Genomic DNA, 18,100 nt, shown 5'->3' with positions numbered 1-18,100 from the left:
GTATCGGCACATGATGCCGACTATACGGCGCTCGTGCCGTCAGATCTAAGCAAGATGCTGCGATAGCATTCACGCGTGCGATGACGCAACGCTTGCGCAGCGCTCTTGTTTCCTCTCAATTGAAACTCGAGGTCTTGAGGAATTCGGCCAGCCGCTCCGTCTTCGGGCGCATGAACATATCTTTCGGATCGCCTTCTTCACAGATGACGCCCTGGTTCATGAAGATGACGCGCGACGAGACTTCATAGGCAAAGCGCATCTCGTGGGTAACCAGCAGCATCGTCATACCGTCGGCAGCTAACCCTTTGATGACTTGAAGAACTTCACCAACCAGTTCAGGGTCGAGAGCCGACGTCACCTCGTCGAACAGCATCAGCCGTGGCGTCATGGCGATGGCTCGGGCAATCGCGACACGCTGCTGCTGACCGCCCGAGAGCTGGCCTGGATAGTGGTTGGCGCGGGCGGACAGACCCACACGGTCGAGCCATTTTTCGGCGACGGCGCGCGCATCCGCCTTCGACATCTTCTTCACCTTTACGAGGCCGAGCATCACGTTCTCGGCCGCGGTCATATGCGGAAAAAGATTGAACTGCTGGAAGGCCATGCCGGTGAGTGCGCGCTGGCGAGCGATCTCCTTCTCATTCTTGCGGCGGCGGATGTTGCCATCGACATGATAGCCGATTTCCTCGCCGTCAAGGCTGATTTTGCCGCCCTGGAACTCCTCCAGCATATTGATGCAGCGCAGCATCGTCGTCTTGCCGGAGCCCGACGAGCCGATAATGGAAATGACCTCGCCTTCCTGCACTATGCAGTTGACGCCCTTCAGAACCTCATGCTGGCCATAGGTCTTGCGCAAGCCCTGAATGTCTAGAATTGTCTTGGCCATCGGTCCGATCTCCTCAGGACGGCAGTGCGGTCTTGCGCTCGACATATTTGCCGAAGCGCTCGATACCGAAGTTGATGATGAAATAGAGGCCACCAGCCAGAAAATAGAACTGGAGGCTCATGAAATTGCGCGAGATGATCTCCTGGGTGCGCAGGAGCAGTTCAGCGACGCCGATCACGGAAAGAAGCGTCGAGGCCTTCACCATCTCGGCTGCGGTATTCACCCAAGCCGGCAGGCATTGGCGCATCGCTTGCGGCCATAGGACCGAAGTGAAGGCCTGAGTGAAGGTGAGGCCGATCGCCTTGGCCGCCTCCGTCTGACCTCTGGGGATGGCTTGAAGAGCACCGCGCACGATCTCGCCGACATGAGACGAGCAAAAGATTGCCAAAGCCAGCACGCCTGCGGAAAACGGCCCTAAATCAAGTCCTACCGCGGACGAAACGTAATAGCTTGCCAGCACAAGCACGAGGACCGGCGTACCGCGGATGATATCAGTATAGGCTCTCATCACAAGGCGCAGGATGGCGCCGGCATAAACAAGCGCCAAGCCGACGAAAACGCCGAGCACGGACCCCACAAGAATGGCGAGCAGCGAGATCGACACAGTCACGCCGATGCCATTCAAGATGACGTATCGGGCGATCCAGAGTTGTTCGAGAAATGTGTGCGCCATTCGATCTTACCTCGGCAGAGCCAGACGGCGCTCGACGAAGCGCATCAGTATGGCGATGAGGAAACAGGTTGCGACATAAAGAGCCGAGGTGACGAGCCACGTTTCGATGACGCGGAAGCTTTCGACATTGATCTTGCGGGCGGCAAAGGTCAGTTCCGGAACGGCAATGGCTGCCGCCAGTGACGTGTCCTTGAACAAGGAGATGATCGTCGAAGACAATGACGGCAGGACGTTGCGCAGCATCAAGGGAGCGATGATGGACCCACGGATCTGCATGGATGTCAGTCCGATAGAAAGACCCGCTTCGGTCAGCCCCTTCGGAATCGATAGCAATCCTGCACGGAATACCTCTGCCAGATAGGCGCCCGAGTAAACGGAAAGCACCAGGACGAAGCTCTTCACCTTATCCAGGCGGAAGCCCAGCTGCGGCAGGGCAAAGAAGACGAAGAGCACCAGGACGAGGATCGGTAGGTTGCGAATTGTGGTGACGTAGACCTGTGCCGGCACGACAGCGATATGGCTCTTCGATGTCAACGCAAAGGCCAGCACAAGGCCGATCAGAGCGCCAATGACGATCGAGACAACCGCAAGGCCGAGGCTGAGCGCCAAGCCGCTCAGAAGAAAATCGAAGTTGCGCCAGACGGCGGCAAAGTTCAGCGTGTAACCCATGGCGGGCTATCCCTTTTCAGGCTGGCGGAGCGGGGAATACCCGCTCCGCTATGCCGTTACTTGTATTCGACCGGAAAGCCGATCTGCGGCGGGGCGAGGTCTTTGCCGAACCAGGTCTTGTATGACTTGGCGTAGCTATCGAATTCGACGCCGGTCATGGCTTCATGCAGAGCGGTATTGACGAAATTCAGCCAGTCCTGATCGCCCCGCTTGACGGCGCAGGCGTAGGTCTGCGGGTTCCATCCATAGCCTGCATCCTTATAGCGGCCGGGGTTCTGCGTCATATACCAGGCGAGCGACGACTGATCGGTGGCGACGGCATCGGCGCGGCCCGATTCCAGTGCCTGGTAGATGAGATCGACGGAGTCATACTGGTCGACCTTTGCATCCGGCAAAGCGGCATGGACCATAGATTCCGCGTAGACGTTCTGAAGAACCGAGACTGTGACGGAGGAGCCCGCCGCCTTTAGCGCCGCATAGTCGGCATATTGCCCATCCGCCTTCAGCATCAGGCCCACGCCTTCGCGGTAATAGGGAATGGTGAAGGCAACCTGCTGGGCGCGCTCACCGGTTACAGTCATGAATTGGCAGGTAATATCGACTTTGTTGGTGGTGATGTTCGGAATGCGGGCGTCAGACGATTGATTGACATATTCGATCTTGTCGGGATCGCCGAAGAGGGCCTTGGCGATGATGTGGCCCATGTCGACATCGAAACCCTGCAGCTTGTCGTCGGCGCTCTTGAAGTGCCACGGCGCGTTCGTGCTGCCGGTTCCAAGAACGAGGTGGCCGCGAGCAAGCACCTCATCGAGCTTGCTGCCGTCGGCGAGAACGGGCGTGGAAGAGAGGAGTGCGGCGGCGACCAGCGACATTAGGCCGGCGCGAAAAGTAATGCTCATGGTTGTTCCCCTTGGTCAATAACTTCATAATCCGATATTATGGACATATGTCTGTTATCTCGGATGGCGCACATCAAGGGATATACGGGGCAGCTTGTCAATAGTGGCTGTCGCCACCGATCGTCCGAAATCGGGAATGGTAAAGGCGCTCGTCGACACAAATGTCATCGGCGGCAATCGCAACGCGATACCGTAGGAGCGCCGTGAACAACGTGTTCTCAGGAGCAGGCGATCAGCATCATCTGCCCGGCGTTTACGATGATGAAGCTTCGGTTTGCTCCGCTGGGATAGGTCGCACTGACGGGCGGGGGCAGCAAAGCGAGAGACGGACCTTCGTCAGGCTGCGCTGCTCTTTGAAACCCTGCAGCAGACAAGGCGATCTGCTGACTTGGCGCTCGTCTGCAATGAAGCATGGGAGCGTGGGCCTGCGTGGCAAGAAGGTATTCGAGCAAGGGCGAGAATGCTGCCGCCATAAGCTGATTGAGGGCGCGAAAGAAGCCGCGAAGAAATTGAACTGCCGTTTGCAGGCCCCTTTCGTCTTCCAAGCAGTTGATCTACCTAGAAGCGGCAAAGTTAGTATCGCGCCGAGAGTTCGATTCCGCTCAAGAGCGTCAAGGGTTCCAAATCTCAAAATCAAGGCCTTGCGGGGGAGCCTCGCTTGCTTTGAGGAATACGTGCCTTCGCTTATGGCCTGACCGAAGTTGTCTGCACGGCAGTCGGGGGTGTCCAGGATCTGCCGGCACTGGGATCAAAGGCAAGGCGTAGGATAACATGGCCGCGGCAGTCGACCCAAAGGTGTGGGGGCAGAGAAAGCCGACCGTTCGTCCAGCGCCAATCGCAGCGTTCAGCAGCCTCCTCAGGGTAAAAGCCCGCAATCGCGTCGAGCGGGATCTGGCGCTCGACGCGGAGACCGTCGAAGATAGTCAGGCCGTGAACGGAAAGACCGAGTGTCCGTCTGTCATCGCTTACGCCGTCGTCAGCCGGAACCCAGGTGCGCGAGACAAGCATGACTTCCTTGGCGCCGACCAGAAAGATGAACACCGCCAGATTGTCGTCGATCGTCGGCTCGGTGCGTCGGCCATCGACGATGAGGTGCGGGTCCATCTCCGCATTGCGGCGCCCAGCCCATCGATTCCGCGCGGGAGTGTAGACGGTGACGGATTACCGCTATGACTGCGCCGTCCTTCACCAATGGCTTGGCGTGTTGGTCGATGATGACTCTCGTCTTGTCCCCGACCGGAGTGTCCCCGGAAGAGACGGCACCGCGGTTCAGGCAGCTCTCGCAACTGAGCCCCTCCGCCAGGAGTACCTCGTGGCTGGCGAGCTCGACATGCCAATACGTGACTTCATCGATATCGACTGCGGCGACTGTAGCGCCGTTTATCAATCGGTCGATCGGGATCAACACCTCGTCTAGCGCCCGCACGCACACGGCATGGCTCTGTGATAGCTGGAGGCCTCGTTGGGGAACATCGCCCGGAAAGGCCCGGGCTTTGACCTGAACAGGCCGGTGCTCGCGCGCGGGTTCCCGGATCGTCCGTGAGGCGATTCTGACGATGGCGCTCGTATTACCGGCGGCGGTCATCACAAAGTCGCCCACAGTTAATTTCTCCACTGCGATTTCGCCGTGTGGGGTGCGGATGCGAGTTCCCGAAACGAAGCCGGCTGGCACCTCGGATATGAGCGCTGAGATGACCTGGCCATTGTCGATCTCATAGGGCATCATCGGACAACCCTTGACGAAATTGCTGGCCCGTTGAGACCAGCGTACGACACACACCGCCACCCTTGATGCTCCAGTTCGGAACCAAGAGCTGATTTTACCCCGTAAGGTTGTAACGTCTGCGGGCTCAGGAGGGCGAGGCACCTGGGATTATGCGGCTCTAGTTGCTTGTTTCTGGGCTAGCGCTTCTGCACGGCAGGCGAGGCGTTCCCTGATCGCCTCGACGATCAGGCCGCCATCAACGAACGGCGGGGCATATCTGCTCAAGCTTTCGGCAACGCGCCCAGGATCGACTTTACCGAGGCGGCCATGCGCGCGGCGGAAGAAGGCGCCGTTGCCGGCCTCCATATAACTTTCACAAGGCATCCCTTCGGCGAGCAGCACATCGTGGCTCTCAAGCTCCACATGCCAGTAGGCCACCTTCGCAACCTCGACCCAGTCGATGGTCGATCCGTTGACCAGCTGGCCCACGGGCACGAACACCTCGCCCGCCATGTCCACGCAGACTGCGTGGCCGGGCGATAGGAACAGGTCGCGGATGGGGATATTGTTGCCGAACGCACCGGCCATGATCCGCACGGGCCAGACTGCTGGCGCCGGGCGCTCGATTCGGCGGTGTCCGATCCAGACGATGGGGCGTGCCTTGCCGGAGGATGTCACGGCCAGGTCGCCCACCTGGAGGTCCTCCACTGGCACTTCACCCCGCGTGGTGCGGATGCGCGTGCCGGAGACGAAGCAGGGCACCTGGCTGGTGGTGATGGTATTGCCCGAGACCGCGAAGTCGGCGGTGTTCACGCTCGGATCGAAGTTGATAGTATACGTTCCGGTACTTCCATCCACCAAGATTTCGGCCGACCGTCGTGACGACCATCAATGAATTCGCCGGGAGCGGGCATGGATTGCGGTGTCCCCGGTCACGCTATCCATGTAATCATCTGCCAGTTCAGAAAGGGCCTCTACTATGCACCCGGGGCTCCCATCCGTCATCCATGAGTTCTTCTACCGCCGTGGCGATATTTTGCGGTTCTGTCGCAAAACGAAATAGCGACCTATCCCCGGCATTAAGCCCTCTGATTTTCAGGGGAGTTTGTAATGTTCATCGGCAGCCACGTCGATCGATCGGTGATGCTGCTGTGCGTCCGTTGGTATCTGGCTTACAATTTGAGTCTGCGGGACCTAGAAGAGATGATGGCCGAACGCGGCATGAGCGTCGATCACTCCACCATCCATCGATGGGTCGTCCACTTCTCCCCAGTTGCTGGAGCGCTTTAACCGTCGTAAGCGGTGCGTTACTGGCAAGTGGCATATGGACGAGACATACATCAAGGTCCGCGGCGAATGGATGTATCTCTACCGCGCTATCGACAGCGTCGGCGATACGGTCGAGTTTCTCTTCAGCGAAAGCCGTGACCTGCCGGCGGCCAAGCGCTTCCTTCGCAGGGCGTTGGATCGTCATGGCCGGCCGGATTGCATCGTCATCGACGGCAGCCTGACCAATCACCAGGCGGTCATTTCCAGCGATGCCGAAGACCGCCTGCGCAACCGATCGCGGCGTTCACTGAACCCGATCCGCATCCGCAGGAGCAAATATCTCAACAACCGGATCGAGCAGGACCATCGGCGCATCAAGTGCCGCATCCGGTCCGTGCTCGGCTTCAAATCGACGGCAAGCGCTGAAGTCATTCTCCGGTATCGAGATGGTCCATATGATGCGCAAACGGTAGGCGAGGTTCGCCGACAATCCACGCCCGTCAATCGCAGAGCAATTCGAACTTATTGCCGCCTGAGCCCCAGTGCATGGCTCAACATCCGTGACCTCGATACCGTGTTGCGACAGAACCTTCGTGCTTAAGCTAAACTCGCAGATTATTCGGTATAATTGCGACGTCATTTGAATGGAACCAGCCCGGACGCGAACGATACCATCCGTTGAACGAGTTTGGAAAATTGCAATGGCCTCTCATCCCTCTATCTATAATGACTTAGATTTGCGGAGCTTAATCGACGAATGGAAATTCTGGGACTCGCAGAAGGCAAGATGCGACAGTGCTGGGCTTTCCAAAGATGAAGCCGACAGCATGATCGTCATCCTCAATGCGCTTATTCGCAGCAAAACTTTGAATCAAGAATATCTCTCGCTGCCGGACGTAAACGGTGAGCCGGCCGATTGGTTTAAGAGTGACAGCTGGGGATAACATTCAAAGGTCGAGCTTCCGTCAATCGACCGCCTTCAGTCAAAAGACAGCATCGAAGGCAGCCACTATTTAGTTGGAAACTTTGAGGCGAGCATTAAGACTTTGTCCTTGCCTTACAACTCCATGGTGAACGTAACATACTATACCGTACGACCTGGCAGTTGAGTAGGTGAGCGGTAGCTCAATCATTCCATCCTCCGACCGCCACACCTAATCTCATTCAAAGGGTTATAATTATGCAGCGTTTGCATTTGGCTCTCTTGTTTGTAATCCTTCCAATCTTGGCTCACGCTCAAGGCGCTGTACCGCTCTCCGGGCCAATCTCGGGGCCTGACCAGATCGTCAACGCCGCCGATTTTGGCCTGATCAGCGACCCGACCTGCGCAACCGATGCAACGTCTTCGTTGAGAGCGTCAATAGCAGCGGCCGCTAGGAAAAAGCTCATCCTCCCGGCAGGAACTTTCTGCTTGAACACGCCGACAAGCACATTGCAGATAACCAATTCAATGGAAATTGAGGGCCAGGGCGCAGCCAATACCATTATCGTATGGAACAGCCCAGCCGGCACCCCTTATGCTCCGACCATCGATGTTTTGGCCAAAGGCGTGACGATTCATGACCTTGGTGTAGATGGCAACGCGGCGGGGAAGAATTATACGGATTCCGTCTACTATGGCGGACTGACCACGTCGCTGATGGCCCCTTGGGGCGAAGTTGCCTTCGTTATCGAAGGCGATAACTTTACCGGCTACAATCTGAAAGGAAGGAACGCTTTCACCAATTGCATCGGCATTGGCAAGGTCAGCAGCGACGGGCTCTCGCCTGTTTTCGGTAGCCCCAGCAATGTCAATCTCGACAACATCTATACCGAATTCTGCGGTAACGGTCTTGCGGGGGCAAACCAGCCAATTCCGGGTCACAACGGTTTTGGAATCGATAACGGATCGGGTTCATTCGTCAACATCAGCAACGTGATCGACAATCAGTCGTTCAGCAACTTTGGGAATGATCTCAACGCCGGTGGAAGCGTCAACTGGACCAATGCCTGGGGCTACTTTGCCCGTAAGGATCCATCGCAGACGGGCCAACCGGCGTCCGGATTCGGCTTCTACAGCGGGTCAGGCGCCGGCACTTTTAGCAATATCAATATCATCTCGCCCGCATCCTTCGGCATCTGGGCGGATGCTGGTAGCTCGCAATCGTCATGGAGCAACATAACCATTCGCGGAGCCGGCCAGCAATGTCTGATCATCGGCGCCACATCATCCAAATGGAACAATGTCGAATGTCAAAGCCCTTCCCAGGCTGCGGCTGGCGCCTATGCCGCCGTTCGAATTCGAAACGATGAACAGTCCTGCGACGCAAACGGCCAGAACTGCCAGCCATTGCCGATTTCAAATCTGATGATCGATAATCTAGTGATCGAGGGGCAAACTAATACGGAGGTGGCGCAAGGTGGCCCTCCTAGTTGGTCCTATGCAATCGAGACCACCGGCGGACCCAATAACGTCACCGGCCTCATCAATATGAACGCAGCCCTCGGCACGAACGGGCCTACCGCATTCAAGCTTGACGCCGTGGTCACCGGATTGCAGATCAACCATAAGGAAGCAATGACCCGCGCCTTCGATGATGCTTCGATCGGGCCTCTCTCGCCTTATCGCTTCGCCTTTGGTGGATTGACCAATATCAAGTCGCTTACTCCGAACCAGAGCTGGCAATCCTCGCCGTTCGGCGATTTTTCCAATAATGGAAGCTTGTTCATATCCGATACGACCACGCCATTGAAACGAATTGCATTGGGCTGGGACCCAATAAACAATATCGGCGTGACGCAATCGATAAATGCCGGCGTTTTACCAATGCCGTTTGCTATCAACCCATCCGGCGGCAACGTATATCTTGGGCAACAATCGCTCTCCACCACGTCATTCTCCGGCTTCCCATATATGGGATCGACGGATGGAAACCTGACGGGCACACCCACTTCGGTGGCGGCCATGGTACCCTTTGCGTTTGATGCAACCAATAAGAACTTTAATATCTATAGCGGTTCCTGGCTGAAGATTCCGGCTGTCACCGCCACCGCCGCAGATATCTGGGCAGGGACCCCCAATCGGCTGGTACAGCCGTCTTCACTGATAGCTCAAGACGCTCCGGTTGCCCTGACCGGCGCGAGCCACATCAGCCTCAATATGGCGGCTGGCAGAAATTATTCGCTCACTCTCACCCTGCCTGTAACCAATCTGGATAATCCTCTGAATGTGGTGCCGGGAAGGACCGGATTCATACGCTTGTCGCAAGACGCGACGGGCGGCAGAAGCATCACCTTTTCCTCTTCGTTCAAATTTCAGGGCGGAACGCCATGTGCCATCGCTACGGCCGCCAATGCCGTAACCTACGTAAGATGGATCGCCTTCAGCGCAGCCGAGCTGAATACCTCCTGCGACATAGCTGTAAGATAAGCTGGAGCAGTCTTGTGGACATGACCTGAGCCCGGGCTCAACGCAGCCTCTATCGATGACTGGCAGATGAGCGCTCTTAAAGGGGATACGAGCATGATATCAGAAGAAGTGGCCTCGGCTCACCAGGCTCTGTTGATGGCTATGAACAGGTTGCGGTTCGGATCTTACGCTGATCGGAGCAGCACCCGGTTCCATAAGTTCGGTTGGACTTGCAAAAGTGAGAGTCTCAGCCAGACGCTCATCGCAAATTGGTCGAATTGGGCGCTTTAAGGATTGTTGCGACCTTGGCAGGAAAATACACTTTCCCACCTGGCGATCGAGGAGGAACAAGTCATAGACACCTTACCGGAAGTTGACCGCGATCCAATTGGATCAGCTTTGAGCGTTGTGTGGTCGAATGTCCAAGGCTGGGTTGGGCATCGGGTCCCGCACATATTGAAGCTGGTACACGAGATCCAAACTATAAACGGTACTCATGGGGATATCGTTGAAATCGGCGTGCATCATGGCAAGCTGTTCTTCATCATGGCCGCTGCGGCGCGACCGAACGAAAAGTGCATAGCCGTAGATCTGTTCGAAGATCAGGACAAAAACCTAGATCATAGCGGAAAAGGGTCGCTGTCGACTTTTACGCAGCACATGAACGACTATTTTCCGCACCTGAAACCGCAAGTATCGGCGATTTCAGGCGATAGCATGTCCATCACGCCGGCAACGATCCGTGGGCGGCTTGGTACATCTGGGGCCAGGCTATTTTCCGTAGATGGCGGCCACACAGTCAGACACGTAATCAATGACATGCTTCTCGCGCAGGAGTTGCTTGTGCCGGGAGGCGTCATTCTGTTGGATGATTTCCTTGGCCCGCTTTGGCCGAGCGTTTCCGAGGGCCTCTTCGAGTTTCTGCGAACTGCCAATACGCGGCTCGCTCCACTCCTCATCTTTCAGAACAAGCTGTTTTTGACGACCTATTCCGAGCACCCAACTATGCTGACGCAGCTTCGCAAGCTCCTGGACCGGGACTTACCGGCAGAAATCCACAGCAATAGCTGGCGCTACGCGGAAATTGGAGTACATAAGGTTCTATGCTTTGCCTGAAGCCACCACAGCATCCACATTGAGTGCGGGAGCGATATTGCTGGGTGCCACGAGTGGATTTGCGGACATCGAAACGCAAATCCATGCATGGCATTACCGTTGCACATTTAGCCATGGTCTGAATCTATAAGTTTCCCATGATTCGGACGTCATGGGTCAATTCCCCTTTAGCCTGCCATAAAACTTTCACCCAGCGGCGACTAAAGCCCCAGCGGTTTTGAGAACGCCAAGTGGCGCGGTGCGAGCAACCGGCGGAAACGCGAAGCTTTGATCTTGCGCGGCGTTGGCCGGACTCTAATCCAATCTCGAGGAAATTACTCGTGGCAGGTCACCTTGAACGTGTTTGAAGCGGCTTCACGTTTTCGTATTCTCAGGGATCATCAGCATAGTCTTGTTGATGTAAGGTGTTTTTTCCAACACCACGACAGAGTCATAAAAATGGATCGCAGACGTCGTGTTGGTTATATGAGTCTCGGGCACAATTTCATCTCCATACGCAGTAGACTTCGCGTGCATCTCGTCCACGAATCCTTTGCACCGATTGATGAATGAATTTTCCGAGCGTAACCCACCGCCAAGTTGTGGCCAGTAAGAGCCATTCAAATCTTCCGCCAAATAGACGCCGTGGGGGGCCATGCGCGGATAAAGATAGTCGAATGAGACATTGATATCGCTGTTGTGATGGCTTCCGTCATCAAGAACGATATCGGGTGGACCGAATTCGTCCAGGAGGCTCTGCAGAAATTGTCGGTCGCTTTGGCTACCGATCCTCACGTTGATTTGCTCTTCCTCGTATGATTTGCATTCCGGCCGAATATCAATCGATACGATGCGAGCCATTGGGCCGAAGTAATATTTCCACATTTGAGAGGAGCCGCCATGCCCGGTTCCGATCTCCAGGAAGGTGAGCGGTCGATTGATATATTGAGAAAAATACCTCTCATAGATCGGAAAATAGTGGGCATACTTGATTATCTGCCGGCCGGTATTGTTCAGAAAATATGTGTAGAGGTTCATGGCCATCTTTCTGCGGGTGCATTGTTGACCGGAAGTTGCGTTCATAAACTCTTACAATGATAAAGCTCCCGTCAAGTAGCTTTCATTAGATATGTCGAAAATATCATCCTGTCTCGACCTCGCCTTCGTTAGGCAAGGAATCTTGCGTCCTTCATAATACTTCCGGCGTCCGAAAACGTATAAGCTGGGCGGTTTCTGGCTGGCGCACCAATAGAACTATCGAGATATTGACTATCAGCCATAGCATTGATCGACGAGTGGCTACGACTGCACACTCCCCTGCCAAACCGAAATTGTTTGCAAAAATGGGAAGCACGAATAATGGATCAAGGCACCTCTATAGATAAGGCCGCAGATGATGCTGCGGAGTTGATATTTTTTCACAAGGTAAAGGTGGCCCATGATAAGCTGTTTGGAGCAAGGGGTGGGCCTTACAATATAGATTCAGTCGCCTACTTTGCAGCTGCCATTGAGAGCTATCAGTATGCGCGCGAGCATATGCGAAAGGCTGCTCGATTTGATACCCGTGAAGCGCTACTGCACTTCAGCCTGGATAAAATATTGATCGATGGGCTCGTTTTGGAGTTCGGTGTTTTTTCCGGACACACGATCAATATCATAGCCGATAAGCTCAATCACAAGATGATCTATGGCTTCGATTCATTCAAAGGACTCCCGGAGGATTGGACAGCGGGTGCAAAGGCTGGCGCCTTCGCACGCGAAGGGCTTCCATCCGTTCGGGAAAATGTTCAACTTGTGGTCGGCTGGTTCGACGACACGCTGAAGACTTTCTTGGCCACCCATCCAGGCAATATTTCTTTCCTTCACGTTGATTGCGATCTTTATTCCTCAACGAGAACGGTTTTGACTGAGGTGCGCGATCGCATCGTTCCCGGAACCGTCATTCTGTTTGACGAATATTTCAACTACCCCGATTGGAAGCGGCACGAGTATCGCGCTTTCCAGGAGTTCGCGTACGAGAACAACATAAAATATGAATATATCGGCTTGGTTTCGGCCTTTGAACAAGTGGCTGCGAGGATCCTCTGAACGCCGCGCGAGAGCCAGTCGAAAAGGAAGGCAAGGCTCGTGGTCAGGACCAGGTGCTTGTTGCTTATCTGACGACCGCCCCGAACATCCGCGCGTATGTGCGAAGGCACGGGGAGTCACTTGAGCGCTTCTGAGGGCGAGCGCACGGTGTACTGCGTGTGGCCGGCAGATGTATCGATGAGATCCGAGATAGGACGCTCTTCGAGCGTAAGAGCATTCAGGAAATTTGAAAGTGAACTGCTGATTGCAAATCTATCGTCAGTTCCGAAGAGGCACGTCTGTTTTCGGCAGTATCATTAGAAGGCAAAAAACGTATAAGCTCGGCGGTTTCTGGCTGGTATTAACGCCAAGCTATGGTGATATTGCGTTCTGATATCACCCGAGAAACTTCCTATGATTCCAGATCCCACCTCTTTAGACGACTTGGATATTAAGTCTTTAGTCGATGGGTGGGGATTTTGGCATCACTGTAAGATGAGATGCGGAGATCAATTCCAGCGTACTAACATATCGAATAAGATTCTTGTCTATTTGGATGAGCCAATTCAATCGAAAAATCCGATCACCGTTATGTCCCGTTGAGGAATGCGGCGTGGGGAGACAGTTGATTGGTTTCGAGGCAATAGTTGGGCTTAACCACACGGTCAGGACAGAGGGATGCTCGAACGCAGCGCATCAGTGACGAAATCCTCCCAAGAGTATAGCTTTCGTACACCGCGGGAGCTTGCTGTTTCGGAGACAGAAGTAAAACGAATTCTTGTTATCGGCTCATGCACCTCGCAAGGCATCTATCATTATGCCCACCGCGTTTTCCCAAGGACTGAAGTCGATCATATTCTTTACAATTTCCCCGGTGTCGATGAAAGCAATTTGCCGCGGCCGGCGAGTGAATACGACTTTCAGTTTATCTATCTTCCTTTGCGCACGGTCGTGCCTGAAACGATGCTCGCGAATATATCACATGAAAGCGAAGAACCGTTTATTGCGAAGTTTGAGGAGGCAAAGAACAGGCTCCTCCAAACGTTGAACGGTGCACTGAAATATACAGAAAACTCCAATTTGCTCACATTCGTATCGGAGTTCTTGGCCCCCCAACAGAGTCTGTTTGGCCGGCTTTTGCCTCGTCATGACTTTCGCAATCCGACTTACTTTGTAGAGCAGCTCAACAAGGTCCTTCATGAGATTGCGGCGGAACGCGCCAATACTCACGTGGTGCAAACGGACTCGATAGCCTCTACCTTCGGCAAAAAGTTTATTCAGGAAGACTTAGTTTGGCCGTGGAGCCATGCATCGTACGCCAACGATTGGGACAGCGTGCACGATACGAAACGCATTGCTGTTCCGACCAAGCTCTCGGATCTCTATCCGTTCAACACGCAAGATTTCATTCTCGCCATTTGGAGCGAGATCGATGCCATGTATCGAACGATCAGGCAGCAAGACAGTGTAAAGTTGGTAATCGTGGATCTTGATGATACCGTCTGGCGCGGCGTCGTGGCTGAAGAGGGCATCCATCCTTACATTCTGGAGGGCTGGCCACTTGGCATGATCGAGACCCTGAAGTATCTCAAGCACAGGGGCATAGTCCTGGCAATCGTCAGCAAAAACGAAGAAGCACGGATAACCGAGCTTTGGCCCGACATTCTTGGTGGCCGGCTTGCTCTTGATGATTTCGCGATCCGAAAAATCAATTGGCGCCCAAAGGCTGAAAATATCCAGGAGATTCTGACCTACACAAATCTCTTGCCGAAAAACGTTCTCTTTATCGACGATAACCCCGTCGAACGCCAATCGGTCCAGGCAGCTTTCCCGACAATCCGCACCTTGGGAGAGGAACTGTACGCGATCCGGCGAATTCTTCTGTGGGCGCCGGAATTGCAGGTTCCTTATATTAGCCAGGAATCGAGCCGGCGCACGCAAATGATCCAGGATCAAGTCAAGCGCGAGACCGCTAAATCTGGGATGAACCGCGAGGACTTCCTTGCATCTCTCGGTGTGAAGGTTGCCATTCGAGAGATAACGGATATCTCACATGCCAGCTTCCCGCGAGCATTCGAATTGCTCAACAAATCCAACCAGTTCAATACGACGGGCAAACGATGGAGCATCGAAGAATGTAGCCGGGCGTTCGCTGACGGCTGGAAATTCTCGACGTTTGAAGTTCAGGACAATTATTCCTCCTACGGATTGGTCGGTGTAGCAATATTGAATGGATCATATTTGGATCAATTCGTCATGAGTTGCCGGGTCGTCGGACTCGGGGTCGAAAGTGCGGTCATTCGCTTTCTCTACCATCATGGAGACCTGAAGAGCGGACGTATCGTCGAAACGGAAGCCAATTTGATCGTTCGCGATCTCTTCCAGAAATGCGGCTTCTATTACGATGGCGTGCATTGGGTGACCGATGGCGATTTCCCCGAATCGTACACACACGTAACGATCACGGCCGCTTGAGAACGATTCACTTCGGCATCGTACTTTATAACGGGTACAAGGGACCTTGGTGCGCGGAACGTTAATCGTGTTGTCGTAGGTGGGCGTCAGGCTCCATAATTGGTCTTTCGCAACGATGCCTTTCAAACACAATTCCGCCCGCCGCCATCACATTGGCAACATGAAGTTCAAGGTGACAAACGGGGCGGGGTATGAGGCAGGGCTTTGTGGGCGGGGCAGTCTGACGCTGTGGCTGACATCGGAAGCACTTGCCAGTTGGCGACGAAGCTTTCTCAAGCGGCGTCGCCGCGCTTTGGCGATGTCATCGCCAACCGTCGAGAAGTAGCCACTGTATTGTGGCAGCTCCCGATCATGAAAAGTGTTGCGCCTGATCTCGCGATAGATCGTCGAGCGATGCCGACCGACTTGGCGTGCCATCTCGTTGATCGGCACCTAGCGCTCGACCAGGTGATGAAGACGCCGTCGATCGGCGAGGGTCAGTTGCGAATAGCATCGGGACATGCCAAAATCTCCAAAGTGAAGCCATTGAAATCATTGGCATGTCGCACTTGAAAATAGAATGTACCCCCGCTACAACTAAATATAAGATAAGTAGAATTATGACATTCAGCCACTTAGTGCCCAGCACTTGGTTCACCGCTCACAAGCTCATAACTCGGTACAGAATAACCCGTCCGGTCGGCATGATTTGCGAAAGGAAATCAAAGTCCCGCACATTACCGGTTGGCACGCTCGCGCCTAGCTGCCGCGCTTGCAGAAAAACAAGGGCGTCATTGACGAAACGCCTCTCATGCCCTTTCCCTTTAGGAAGGTTGCTCAACCGAAACAGCAACCCCGCCAGCACACCTGCCTGTCCCCACATGGCTGTCTCCGGAGCATGAAGACGGTGCTCAGGGATGTCGTCTAAAGTCTCGGCGATCGTTTCGAGAACCGCTTTCGTGGTGGCACCTGATATTCTACCGGGACGTGCTGATCAAAAAAGGCCCTACCACGCCAAAACGCGGAAATAGAGAGTATCGGCTCATTCATTCTCCGCCTGCCCCAATCGCCGCTAGATCGTAGCGACGATCGAGAGATTTCAATCTTGAATAGTTTTTCTTCCCCAAGAAACGTTGATGCTTCAAAGAAATAACCGCGTTTGTTGCACAACCGCCACTCTGCTCCGGAAACGTGCGCGAATTGGCACGCCGCATCCGCTACTTTATGATGCATAGATTAGAATTCTGCTATGTAGCGCCTTAGCCGATGACCGGCCGCACCGCGTATCAGGTGCTGTTTCAGGAACTTAATGATCGATCGTAGGACAAGGCCTCTTTGTCCTGCTGGATCGCTGTTGCTTTCGGGAAGGTTTGCATGACGTTTTCGGCGCTGGCAAAGACATATGCCATCAAGTCCTTTGCTTCCATAATCATCGCCACATCGGCACTCTACGCTTTGCCAGGCTTTGCACAGGAGCAGCCGGCACCGGCAGCAAACGCACCTGCCAATGCAGGTGCCGTACAAAATGCCGCACCCGCCGCAAATGCTCAACAGCCGCCAGCACCTCAGGCGCGCGTCCAGAAATTTGATGACTGGTACTATCGCTGCATCGACGGCAAGGCGGCGGACGGTTCTGCAGCGGAGAGCTGCGAAGTCGCGCAAATCGCAACAGTCAAGCAGGGCGACCAGGATGTGAACATATTGACGCTGGCGGTCGCCAAGGTGCCTGTTCCTGCCGCCACAGACAAGAAAGCGGCAAAGCAGCAGGCGCATGAACTGGTGCTGACGACGCTCGTACCGCTCAATATGTACATTCCAGCCGGGCTGAGCATCGACGTGGCTGACAAGCCCGTGGTGCAGTTGGCCTACCGCAACTGCAACCAGGCTGGCTGCTGGGCGCAGCAGAAGCTGGACGGCAAGATGGTGGCAGCCCTTTCTAAGGCGGCTGATGGCACCGGCCATGTGCAGATGATGAATGGCCAGAAGGTCAACATCAAGTTCTCGCTGAAGGGATTGTCGGCGGCGCTCGATGCGCTGCAGAAGGCCGCTTCGAACTGACCGGGGCAGCCATGACGTCGATCTCGCGCTCGGCCGCCGCCATAGGCGGGCTTTTGGCAGCGGTTCTCGCGGCTTCGGCCGCGGCCGCTCAAACACCTAACGACGACTTCGCGCGCCGGCAGGCGCAGGAAGCTGAGCAGCAACGGCTGCAGAGCTTGGGCCAGATGACGCCGAAGCCTTCTCCGGCCGAAGTTCCGCAGCCGGAGAAGGCCGGTGATCAGAAAGCTGGCCCGTGCTTTGCCATCACCCATATCGAGGTCGAGGGCGTCACGCGGTTTTCGGCCGGTGCGATCGACAAGGTCACCGCTCCTTACGCAAACCGCTGTGTCGGCGTCGGCGAGATCAACGCTCTCTTGCGCGACCTGACGCATCTCTACCTCGACAAGGGTTTTGTCAGCTCCCGCGTCTATGTGCCGGCGCAGGACATCGCCAGGACCAAGGTGCTGCGCCTCGTTGCCGTCGAAGGCACGCTTGCCGACATCTACATCAATGGCAAGCCAGTTTCGGGTTTCGGCGCGGCAGGCTCCGGCGTGATCGCCACGGCCTTTCCCGGCATGAAAGGCGAGATCACCAATCTGCGCGATATCGAGCAGGGGCTCGACCAGATCAATCGCCTGACCTCCAACAATGCCAAGACCGCGATGCTGCCCGGCAAGACGGACGGCACCTCGATCCTCAATATCGAGAACAAGCCCAGCCATCCCTGGCATCTGTCATTCGGTAACAGCAATCTCGGCCAGGAGCAGACAGGCTATTCCAAGAGCTCAGCCTCCCTCGGCTACGACAATCTTTTCGGCATCAACGACCAGTGGAATTTCGCCTATGAGCATACCGGCCCGGACTACCCGTGGCGCGATGACGGCCATGGCAAGAGCAATAGCTATTCCGGCAATGTCAGTGTGCCCTACGGCTATTGGACCTTTTCCGCCAATGGCTC

Annotated in this window: 14 protein-coding genes and 4 pseudogenes; 9 read left to right on the top strand and 9 right to left on the bottom strand. The window is 55.0% G+C overall.

Features of this window, described 5'->3' with window-relative positions:
• Nucleotides 1-115 precede the first annotated feature (115 nt).
• From FHT73_RS28025 to FHT73_RS28000, 6 genes are all read right to left on the bottom strand, one after another.
• A complete protein-coding gene (locus FHT73_RS28025; RefSeq protein WP_112610884.1) occupies nt 116-886 on the bottom strand; it encodes an amino acid ABC transporter ATP-binding protein in 771 nt (256 codons plus the stop codon).
• A gap of 13 nt (nt 887-899) precedes the next feature.
• On the bottom strand, nt 900-1,559 hold the full coding sequence (locus FHT73_RS28020; protein WP_183716295.1) for an amino acid ABC transporter permease: 660 nt from the start codon (nt 1,557-1,559) through the stop codon (nt 900-902).
• Nucleotides 1,560-1,565: 6 nt separating this feature from the next.
• Nucleotides 1,566-2,228 (bottom strand): amino acid ABC transporter permease, encoded by a 663-nt coding sequence (locus FHT73_RS28015; RefSeq protein WP_183716293.1) that lies wholly within the window; start codon nt 2,226-2,228, stop codon nt 1,566-1,568.
• A gap of 56 nt (nt 2,229-2,284) precedes the next feature.
• Nucleotides 2,285-3,127 carry a transporter substrate-binding domain-containing protein gene (locus tag FHT73_RS28010; RefSeq protein WP_183716291.1) on the bottom strand — a complete coding sequence of 281 codons (843 nt, stop codon included), beginning with the start codon at nt 3,125-3,127 and terminating at the stop codon, nt 2,285-2,287.
• Between the two features lie 684 nt (nt 3,128-3,811).
• Nucleotides 3,812-4,231, bottom strand: coding sequence for a hypothetical protein (locus FHT73_RS29665; protein WP_246712262.1), 420 nt, complete (start codon nt 4,229-4,231; stop codon nt 3,812-3,814).
• A gap of 769 nt (nt 4,232-5,000) precedes the next feature.
• Nucleotides 5,001-5,645: a Hint domain-containing protein gene (locus FHT73_RS28000; protein WP_348648170.1), complete on the bottom strand. Its 645-nt coding sequence runs from the start codon at nt 5,643-5,645 to the stop codon at nt 5,001-5,003.
• A gap of 297 nt (nt 5,646-5,942) precedes the next feature.
• Here FHT73_RS28000 and FHT73_RS27995 point away from each other — a divergent pair.
• The 4 genes and pseudogenes from FHT73_RS27995 (at nt 5,943) to FHT73_RS27980 (ending at nt 10,605) form a co-directional block, all read left to right on the top strand.
• Nucleotides 5,943-6,637: pseudogene (locus FHT73_RS27995) on the top strand (IS6 family transposase).
• A gap of 165 nt (nt 6,638-6,802) precedes the next feature.
• Nucleotides 6,803-7,045: a hypothetical protein gene (locus FHT73_RS27990; protein WP_183716289.1), complete on the top strand. Its 243-nt coding sequence runs from the start codon at nt 6,803-6,805 to the stop codon at nt 7,043-7,045.
• 236 nt (nt 7,046-7,281) lie between these two features.
• Nucleotides 7,282-9,510 (top strand): hypothetical protein, encoded by a 2,229-nt coding sequence (locus FHT73_RS27985; protein WP_183716287.1) that lies wholly within the window; start codon nt 7,282-7,284, stop codon nt 9,508-9,510.
• Between the two features lie 273 nt (nt 9,511-9,783).
• The gene (locus FHT73_RS27980; protein WP_246712261.1) at nt 9,784-10,605 is read left to right on the top strand and encodes a class I SAM-dependent methyltransferase; all 822 of its coding nucleotides are present in this window, start codon (nt 9,784-9,786) and stop codon (nt 10,603-10,605) included.
• A gap of 354 nt (nt 10,606-10,959) precedes the next feature.
• Here FHT73_RS27980 and FHT73_RS27975 read toward each other — a convergent pair whose 3' ends face one another.
• Entirely contained in the window at nt 10,960-11,622 is a 663-nt protein-coding gene (locus FHT73_RS27975; protein ID WP_112610946.1) for a class I SAM-dependent methyltransferase, read from the bottom strand.
• A gap of 321 nt (nt 11,623-11,943) precedes the next feature.
• Between FHT73_RS27975 and FHT73_RS27970 the strand changes: the two genes are divergently transcribed.
• From FHT73_RS27970 to FHT73_RS27960, 3 genes and pseudogenes are all read left to right on the top strand, one after another.
• Complete coding sequence (locus FHT73_RS27970; protein WP_112610864.1) at nt 11,944-12,672, top strand: class I SAM-dependent methyltransferase; 729 nt, start codon at nt 11,944-11,946, stop codon at nt 12,670-12,672.
• 657 nt (nt 12,673-13,329) lie between these two features.
• A complete protein-coding gene (locus tag FHT73_RS27965; protein WP_183716285.1) occupies nt 13,330-15,126 on the top strand; it encodes an HAD-IIIC family phosphatase in 1,797 nt (598 codons plus the stop codon).
• Between the two features lie 115 nt (nt 15,127-15,241).
• Nucleotides 15,242-15,385 (top strand): annotated as a pseudogene (locus FHT73_RS27960) (IS5/IS1182 family transposase); the annotation flags it as partial.
• On the opposite strand, the pseudogene FHT73_RS27955 reads toward FHT73_RS27960, so the two are convergent.
• Both FHT73_RS27955 and FHT73_RS27950 read right to left on the bottom strand, forming a co-directional pair.
• A pseudogene (locus FHT73_RS27955) lies at nt 15,385-15,627 on the bottom strand (helix-turn-helix domain-containing protein); the annotation flags it as partial. The pseudogenes FHT73_RS27960 and FHT73_RS27955 overlap by 1 nt on opposite strands.
• 139 nt (nt 15,628-15,766) lie before the next feature.
• Nucleotides 15,767-16,072, bottom strand: a pseudogene (locus tag FHT73_RS27950) (hypothetical protein); the annotation flags it as partial.
• A 407-nt stretch (nt 16,073-16,479) separates the two neighbouring features.
• Between FHT73_RS27950 and FHT73_RS27945 the strand changes: the two are divergent.
• Entirely contained in the window at nt 16,480-17,163 is a 684-nt protein-coding gene (locus FHT73_RS27945) for an invasion associated locus B family protein (RefSeq protein WP_183716283.1), read from the top strand.
• A gap of 11 nt (nt 17,164-17,174) precedes the next feature.
• Nucleotides 17,175-18,100 (top strand): ShlB/FhaC/HecB family hemolysin secretion/activation protein (locus FHT73_RS27940; RefSeq protein WP_183716281.1); only part of this gene is annotated, 926 nt, incomplete at its 3' end.

The organism is Rhizobium sp. BK098 (assembly GCF_014193155.1).
GTDB lineage: Bacteria > Pseudomonadota > Alphaproteobacteria > Rhizobiales > Rhizobiaceae > Rhizobium.
The sequence above is the reverse complement of the archived record's forward strand: the minus strand, read 5'-3'. Positions and strand labels throughout refer to the sequence as shown.

What these genes read in the sequence shown, in the direction of transcription:
- FHT73_RS28025 (WP_112610884.1), bottom strand. Translation starts at nt 886, where the DNA reads ATGGCCAAGACAATTCTAGACATTCAGGGCTTGCGCAAGACCTATGGC.
- FHT73_RS28020 (WP_183716295.1), bottom strand. Translation starts at nt 1,559, where the DNA reads ATGGCGCACACATTTCTCGAACAACTCTGGATCGCCCGATACGTCATC.
- FHT73_RS28015 (WP_183716293.1), bottom strand. Translation starts at nt 2,228, where the DNA reads ATGGGTTACACGCTGAACTTTGCCGCCGTCTGGCGCAACTTCGATTTT.
- FHT73_RS28010 (WP_183716291.1), bottom strand. Translation starts at nt 3,127, where the DNA reads ATGAGCATTACTTTTCGCGCCGGCCTAATGTCGCTGGTCGCCGCCGCA.
- FHT73_RS29665 (WP_246712262.1), bottom strand. Translation starts at nt 4,231, where the DNA reads ATGGACCCGCACCTCATCGTCGATGGCCGACGCACCGAGCCGACGATC.
- FHT73_RS27990 (WP_183716289.1), top strand. Translation starts at nt 6,803, where the DNA reads ATGGCCTCTCATCCCTCTATCTATAATGACTTAGATTTGCGGAGCTTA.
- FHT73_RS27985 (WP_183716287.1), top strand. Translation starts at nt 7,282, where the DNA reads ATGCAGCGTTTGCATTTGGCTCTCTTGTTTGTAATCCTTCCAATCTTG.
- FHT73_RS27975 (WP_112610946.1), bottom strand. Translation starts at nt 11,622, where the DNA reads ATGAACCTCTACACATATTTTCTGAACAATACCGGCCGGCAGATAATC.
- FHT73_RS27970 (WP_112610864.1), top strand. Translation starts at nt 11,944, where the DNA reads ATGGATCAAGGCACCTCTATAGATAAGGCCGCAGATGATGCTGCGGAG.
- FHT73_RS27965 (WP_183716285.1), top strand. Translation starts at nt 13,330, where the DNA reads ATGCTCGAACGCAGCGCATCAGTGACGAAATCCTCCCAAGAGTATAGC.
- FHT73_RS27945 (WP_183716283.1), top strand. Translation starts at nt 16,480, where the DNA reads ATGACGTTTTCGGCGCTGGCAAAGACATATGCCATCAAGTCCTTTGCT.